This is a genomic window from Apilactobacillus sp. EABW-1NA, assembly GCF_030398685.1.
GTDB lineage: Bacteria > Bacillota > Bacilli > Lactobacillales > Lactobacillaceae > Apilactobacillus > Apilactobacillus waqarii.
Genome location: NZ_JAPDKO010000057.1, coordinates 1 through 957, shown reverse-complemented (window position 1 = coordinate 957; position 957 = coordinate 1). Strand labels below are relative to the sequence as shown.

General features: G+C 32.3%; 1 protein-coding gene. It reads right to left on the bottom strand.

All coding sequences use genetic code 11. From position 1 onward, the window contains the following. Positions 1 to 25 precede the first annotated feature (25 nt). A partial coding sequence (locus tag OEZ61_RS08035) for an IS3 family transposase (RefSeq protein WP_290047380.1) occupies positions 26 to 957 on the bottom strand: 932 nt, incomplete at its 5' end.

The following is a 957-nucleotide window of genomic DNA, read 5'->3' as shown; positions in this document are numbered from 1 at the left end:
CTGAACCCCTAAAATTGGAAGATGGTTATGCTATTTTCTGGGAGGAATTGATCCGGTATTCAACCGGTGACATTCCTCCCAGTTTTTGTTTTATACGATAATTGTTGTAATAAGATATATATTCCTTAACCGCCTGGTTAAGGGAATTATAATCTTTAAAATTATTGTTATGAACAGTGCCGACCTTTAACTGATTAAAGAAACTTTCTATGCATGCATTGTCTAAACAAGTAGCTTTTCTACTCATACTTTGAAAAACTTTATTACTTTTTAAAATGTTGATATATCTACCGTTTTGATACTGAAATCCTTGATCTGAATGAATGGTCATTCTGTAACTGGTTTTGGGACGTAGTCCCATTAATTTATTTAATGGAGAAACTATAAAATCAACGTTTGGATGTAATCCTATATTCCAAGAAATTATTTCACCGTTGTATAAATCCATAAATGCTGTGAAATAAGCTCTTTCTGAGGTTGTTTTATTTCCCCATCTAAGTTCAGTAACGTCTGTAACTATTTTTTGATATGGTCGATCTGTTGTAAATCTTCTTCTTAGTCTATTACTTGCGACCTTGCCGCAAGTTCCTTTATAAGAATTATATTTTCTAATTTTTCGTTTATAACTATCACATAAGAGTCCTTCGTTCTTCATGATGCGAAGGACTTTTTTGTGATTAATATTATATCCTCGGCGTTTCAATTCAATAGTTACTCTTCTATATCCGTAATCTTTAAATTTATTTCTAATAACTTTAATCTCACTGATGACCTTTTGGTCATCAACTTCGTACTCACGTTGACACGCATCGTAATAACTACTACTAGACATCTCGGCAATATCTAATAACACAAATAATGGAACGTTCATTTCTCGCCTTAACTCATTTATTATTTGCGCTTTTTCTTTGTTGGTGATTTTTTGCTTTGAATCAAGGCGTCCAATTTTTCCAAGTA